This is a genomic window from Acidimicrobiales bacterium (assembly GCA_036491125.1).
GTDB lineage: Bacteria > Actinomycetota > Acidimicrobiia > Acidimicrobiales > AC-9 > AC-9.
The window spans coordinates 1-5741 of the sequence record DASXCO010000212.1 but is presented as its reverse complement, the minus strand read 5'-3'; the positions used below and the strand labels follow the sequence as shown (position 1 = coordinate 5741).

The following is a 5741-nucleotide window of genomic DNA, read 5'->3' as shown; positions in this document are numbered from 1 at the left end:
AAGGGCGCGGCGATCCCGCCGAAAGCCAGCCAGGGATTGGCATTGGGGACGGCGAGCGCCTGCACCTCCTGGGTCGCCTGCTGGGCGCTCACCGGCGTCGGGCTGCTCCCGCCGTCGATGTAGACCAGGCCCGCCAGGTCGTCGGCTCCGGCCCGGCCGCCGAAGTTCCACGTGGCGTAGGCGGTGACCACCGATCCGCCGAGCGAGTGGCCGCCGAGCACCACCTTGCCTCCCAGCCTCTTTGCCGCCGTGATCACGTTGTGGAGATCCTCGACGGCGACGTTCATGCCCCACTGGGTGGCAAACCCGACCGAGGAGTTCGGGACCATCTTGATGTGTGGCGTGATGCTGGGGTCCTTGAGGTAGCCGAGGTAGTAGTCGTAGAGCTGGGTGTCGTTGACCTTGCCCTGCTTGAAGAGGTTCAGCACCGACTGGTCCTCGAGCAGGTTCTCCCGCCGCTCCACGGACCACACCTGCCAGCCGCTCGCCTTGGAGACGATCCACTTGGCGAGAGGAACGAAGTAGGCGCTGCCGGCAGACGTCCCCGGCTCGAGGACAAGCACGTTCTTGGCGCTGCTGGGCCCGACCTTGATGACACCGACCTGGTTGTACTTGGCGGGGGTGCCGGGAGCAGCGAAGCCTGACATCCACGTGACGCTCGTCGGGCTCGTCGACGAGGCGGACGAGGCCGACGAGGAGCCGCCGCAGCTCGAGGCCAGTGCGGCCACCCAGGCGAGGGCCGACACGACCACGGTGGCGCGCGTCAATCGGGTAGCGAACACGTTCGCCGACTCTACGACTCGTGCCGACGCAGGCGTCGGGGCGCCACGGCTTGGAGCGGCAGCGCCGGCCGCCCCGTCATCCCTCGTCGAAGGTGAGCTCGTAGTGGACGGTCTTCACCCGCCGCAGCCGGTGCGCCATCGGCACCAGGATGCGCTGCACGATCGGGTACTTGCGATCGATCAGCTTTCCCGCGGCGCGTGCCTCCTCGCCCGTGAGCAGACGAGCTGTTCCGGTGACCGTCGGGCCGCTCTGCGTGCCTCGAGGTGTCGAGGGGGCGACGGCCACCTTCGGCTGGCGGGCCAGGCGCCGGGCCTTGCCCGACGTGTCCCAGGTCCGGAAGTAGCCGTGCCCGTCACCCACGGCGACGTTGACTGGCGTCCCCACCGGGCTGTCGTCCCGGCGGTAGGTGGTGAGCAGGACCGTCCGCTGATCTCGTAGCTCATCTGACATCGTCATCTCGATGTCACCTCCTGGTGATTGCGTGTGCATGGGCCTTCGCTGCCACAGCTAGCGGAGGGATTGCCTACACATTCGACCGACAACGCCTCCGATCTGGAGCTATTCCCTCCAGATACGGCTAGCCTGGCCCTCGTGAAGCAGCAGGCGGGGCTGGCGGCAGCGTCTGGTCCGCTAGGTGACGGTCGCCCGCTTCGGGCCGACGCGAGGCGCAATCGGGAGCAGGTCCTGGCCGCCGCCCGCGACGTGTTCGTCGAGCAGGGACCGGGAGCGCCACTGGACGAGATCGCCCGTCGCGCCGGCGTGGGCATCGCCACGCTGTACCGGCGCTTCCCCGACCGTGAGTCCCTGATGCGCACCGTCGTGCTCGACGCGCTGGGCCGGGTGGGTCACCAGGCTCGTCTGGCCCGGGCCGAGGAGCCCGACGCCCTCTCTGCCCTGGTCCGGTACATGCACGGGGCCATCGACCTGCGGATCGCCGCCGTGATCCCCGCCCTGCTCGGTCAGCTCACCTTCGAGGACGAGGAGATGCTGCGAGCCCGCGAGGAGGCGGCCGCGCCGCTCGAGAAGATCGTCGACGCCGCCCACGCCGAGGGCAGTCTCCGTCCGGATGTGACGTTCGGCGACATCGGACTGATGATCATCCGCATCTCGCGTCCACTGCCGGGGACGTTCCCGCGCCACATCAACGAGGAGCTCGCCCATCGTCATCTCGACCTGCTCGTGGGGGGGCTGGCGACGGCAGAAGCACGGGCCGACGAGCTCAGCGGTCCGTCGCTCACACTCGAGGACCTGCGCGCCATGGAGCCCGGAGCAGGCGACCAGCCCGGAGCAGACGACCCGTCCCGGTAGCCTGGGTCGGTGCGGTTCAGTGTGTGGCCGAACCCGGAGCGCCCCTGGGCCGACATCCTCGACGTGGTGGTGGGCTGCGATCGAGCCGGTTGGCACGGCGCCTACGTGGCCGATCATTTCATGCCGAACGATCCGGACGGCCATCCCCTGCCCGGCCCGGTGCTGGAGAGCTGGGCGCTCGTCGCCGCGCTGGCGGCGCGCGCCGACCGTCTTCGGGTCGGAACGCTGGTATCCGGCAACCTGTACCGCCATCCGGCGGTCCTCGCCAATGCAGCGGTGACGGTCGACCACGTGAGCGGAGGCCGATTCGTGCTGGGTCTCGGGGCGGGCTGGCAGGTCAACGAGCACGCCGCCTACGGGATCGACCTCCCCGACGTGGGGACCCGCCTCGACAAGCTCGAGGAGGCCTGCGAGGTCATCACGTCGCTCCTGCACAATCCGACGACGACCTTCGACGGCCGCCACTACCGGCTCACCGCAGCACCGTGTGAGCCCAAGCCCGTGTCGGGACGGCTTCCGCTCCTCGTCGGAGGCCGGGGCGAGCGCCGCACGATGCGCATCGCCGCCCGCTTCGCCGACGAGTGGAACTCCTGGGCGACGACGGATGTCTTCCGCCACAAGTCAGCGGTGCTCGACCGTCACTGCGAGAGCTTGGGCCGCGACCCCGCCACGATCGCCCGCTCGACCCAGGCGCTCCTCTACCTCAGCAGCGACGAGAGCTGGCTGAAGCGCCACCGCGAGCGCGACTCGGCGCGCCCCCGCCTCGTCGGGACGCCCGCCGAGGTCGCCGATCAGGTCGGGGAGTACCAACAGGCGGGAGTCGACGAGCTCATCATCCCGGACTGGACCATGGGCCCGCCCGATCGCGCCCGCGACACCCTGGCACTGTTCTGGAACGAGGTGGCCGTCCACTTCGCGCCCTCAGCCTCTTGACAGGGGTGGGGGCCGTAGCCAGCACCCCTGACGGCCTCAAGGGGGTCTCGCCCCGTCGGAGCAGGCCCCCGCGCCCAGTTTGCCTGGCCGATCCCTGGAGGTGTAGGAATTAGCCAATGTGTCTGAGGCTGGGGAGGCGTGCATCAGCGAGGCTCCCATGACCGAAGACGGTCCCTCTCGGGTCCGTCTCCGGGTGGCTGCTCGCGGGTACGACCGCGACGAGGTTGACGCCCGCCTCCTCGAGAACGACCGCACTGCCGTCGAATTCCAGGCTCGACTACACGACATCGATGCCGAGCTGGCCAAGGCCGAGCACCAGGCCCAGGTCCTCGAGGCCAAGGTCGCCGAGCTCGAGCACCGCAGCGTCAACGGCCCACCCGAGTCGGTCCAGTGGCTGCACGACGTCACCGATCAGATACTCCGCGTGACGTCCGACGACGCCCACGAGCTGATGATCAGGATGGAGAACGAAGCCAAGGCGGAGAAGCAGGCGGCCGAACGGGAGGGGGCCGAGATGCTGGCGGCGGCCGAGGCTCAGGCGGCGAAGATCTCCGAGGCGGCCCGCTTCGACCAGGATGCAGCCGGCAGGATGAGGCTGGAGTCCCACCAGCAGGTCGATCTGTTCCTCGAGCAGGGCAGGGCGATGGCCGAGGAACGGGCCGGCGCCGCATGGAACGAAGAGCAGGGTCGCGTCGAGGAGGTCAGGTCCCAGCGGGATCGCGTCGACGGCCAGCGGCGGTCTCTGCTCGAAGACCTGAACCACGTGCGGGGCAACGTGGAGGAGCTGGAGCGCTATCTCGGGCCCCAGCGGGTGCCCGAGGACTAGTCAACGGCCACGGCGCCCACATCGCGGCGGACTACGACCTCGACGACTGGGGCCGGTCGAGGAAGCCGGCGATGATGCCGGCCAGCTCCATGGGCCGGTCGCCCTGGACGCTGTGGCCGGCGCCATCCACCACGACCACCTCGGCCGCCGGCCGGCGACGGAGCAACTCGGCCACGTCCTCGTCACTCACGACACCCGAAGTGCCCCCCCGCACCAGCAGGAGCGGAACGGCTACGGACCCGAGCTCGTCCCAGAGGTTCGTCACGTCGGGCAGAACTCCGTCCGACAACGAGCCCCGCACCCGGTCGTAGCGCCACTCCCACGACCCGTCGGGAAGCTCACGGGCGTTGTGGAGGATGCCCCGTCGCAACGACGACACGGAGCGGGTGGGATTGTGCTGCACCGTGCGGTCGAGGATCTCGTCGAAGCTGGCGAAGCGCTCGGGCCCGGAGACGAAGGCGATGATGGGCTCGGCCTTGGCCCGATCGACGCCCGGCGTGACGTCGACCAGGACCAGTCGCGGCACCATCGCCGGGTAGCGGGCGGCAAGACTGATCGCCGTGAGCCCGCCCAGCGACATCCCCACCACTGCCGCCGCGCGAGGTGCCAGCTCGCCAATCGCCATGGCCACGTCGTCGGCGAGCCATGCGGGCGAGTACTGGTGGTCCTCGCGCCAGTCGGAGCGGCCGTGCCCCGGGAGGTCGATGGCCACCAGCGGCCGGTCCAGGGCGAGGGCGACGGTGTCCCAAGTGTGGGCGTTCTGCGCACCTCCGTGCAGGAGGACGAGGTCGGGGTCGCCCCTGCCCCAGACCAACGCGCTCACCTGCCGACCGTCGGCCACCTCGACGTCCCGGCGCACCACGGCGGGCGGGCCCTTCCACTCCAGCCCCGCCTCGTCGGCGTTCTCGCGAAACAGCCCCATCTCGTCGTAGGTCACGCGCCCACCTACGGTTTCGCCGCCCCCACCAGCCACATGGCGAAGAACTGCGAGCCCCCGCCGTAGGCATGTCCCAGGGCCAGCCGGGCCCCATCGACCTGGTGCTCACCAGCCTGGGCCCGGACCTGCATCGCGGCCTCGGCGAAGCGGATCATGCCCGAGGCCCCGATGGGGTTCGACGACAACACGCCGCCGGAGGGGTTGATCGGAAGGTCCCCCTGGAACGAGGTGCTGCCGTCGTCAGTCATCTTCCAGCCCTCGCCATCGGCCGCGAACCCCAGGTTCTCCATCCACATGGGCTCGTACCAGCTGAACGGTACGTAGATCTCGGCCACGTCGATCTGGCGGCGGGGCTCGGTGATCCCGGCCTGGCCGTAGAGGTCGGCGACGCAGTCTCGGCCCGCCCTGGGATTCACGGCGTCCCTTCCCGCGAACATCGTCGGCTCGCTGCGCATGGCGGTGCCGTGGATCCAGGCCGGCGGGCTGGGCGATCCATCGCCGATGGCCTCGTCGGCGAGCACCATGGCGCAGGCGCCGTCGGACGACGGGCAGGTCTCGAGGTAGCGGATCGGGTCCCACAGCATGGGCGACTCGGCCACCTTCTCGAAGCTGATGTCCTCGAGGTGGAGGTGGGCATACGGGTTGCGGAGGGCGTTCTCGCGGTCCTTGACCCCCACCATGATCCCGACGTGGTCGGGAGCATTCGAGCGACGGATATAGGCCCGGATGAGGGGAGCGAAGTAGCCGCCGGCGCCGGCCAGTGTCGGGGGCGCGAACGGAAGCGGCCGGGACAGCGCCCACATGGCATCGGACTCGGACTGCTTCTCGTAGGCGACCGTGAGCACCCGGCGGTGGATCCCGGCCTGCACCAGGCTGGCGGCGACCAGGGCCGTGGACCCACCGACGCTCCCAGCGGTGTGCACCCGCATCATGGGCTTGCCCACGGCTCCGAGG

General features: G+C 70.0%; 7 protein-coding genes. 3 read left to right on the top strand and 4 right to left on the bottom strand.

Translation table 11 applies throughout. From position 1 onward, the window contains the following. Both VGF64_16935 and VGF64_16930 read right to left on the bottom strand, forming a co-directional pair. Positions 1–782: hypothetical protein (locus tag VGF64_16935; GenBank protein ID HEY1636447.1), on the bottom strand; the 782-nt coding region annotated here is incomplete at its 3' end. Positions 783–858: 76 nt separating this feature from the next. Beyond that, positions 859–1239 carry a PPOX class F420-dependent oxidoreductase gene (locus tag VGF64_16930; protein HEY1636446.1) on the bottom strand — a complete coding sequence of 127 codons (381 nt, stop codon included), beginning with the start codon at positions 1237–1239 and terminating at the stop codon, positions 859–861. A 135-nt stretch (positions 1240–1374) separates the two neighbouring features. Between VGF64_16930 and VGF64_16925 the strand changes: the two genes are divergently transcribed. The 3 genes from VGF64_16925 (at position 1375) to VGF64_16915 (ending at position 3850) form a co-directional block, all read left to right on the top strand. Further along, entirely contained in the window at positions 1375–2091 is a 717-nt protein-coding gene (locus tag VGF64_16925; protein ID HEY1636445.1) for a TetR/AcrR family transcriptional regulator, read from the top strand. Positions 2092–2100: 9 nt separating this feature from the next. Then, positions 2101–3024 (top strand): TIGR03560 family F420-dependent LLM class oxidoreductase, encoded by a 924-nt coding sequence (locus tag VGF64_16920; GenBank protein HEY1636444.1) that lies wholly within the window; start codon positions 2101–2103, stop codon positions 3022–3024. A 157-nt stretch (positions 3025–3181) separates the two neighbouring features. Then, positions 3182–3850 (top strand): hypothetical protein, encoded by a 669-nt coding sequence (locus VGF64_16915; protein HEY1636443.1) that lies wholly within the window; start codon positions 3182–3184, stop codon positions 3848–3850. Between the two features lie 31 nt (positions 3851–3881). On the opposite strand, the gene VGF64_16910 is transcribed toward VGF64_16915, so the two are convergent. After that, on the bottom strand, positions 3882–4787 hold the full coding sequence (locus VGF64_16910; GenBank protein ID HEY1636442.1) for an alpha/beta hydrolase: 906 nt from the start codon (positions 4785–4787) through the stop codon (positions 3882–3884). A gap of 8 nt (positions 4788–4795) precedes the next feature. Then, on the bottom strand, positions 4796–5741 hold a 946-nt coding region (locus tag VGF64_16905; protein ID HEY1636441.1), incomplete at its 5' end, for a thiolase domain-containing protein.

Excerpts from the sequence above, each read along its gene's own strand:
- VGF64_16930 (HEY1636446.1), bottom strand. The coding sequence starts at position 1,239 with ATGACGATGTCAGATGAGCTACGAGATCAGCGGACGGTCCTGCTCACC.
- VGF64_16915 (HEY1636443.1), top strand. The coding sequence starts at position 3,182 with ATGACCGAAGACGGTCCCTCTCGGGTCCGTCTCCGGGTGGCTGCTCGC.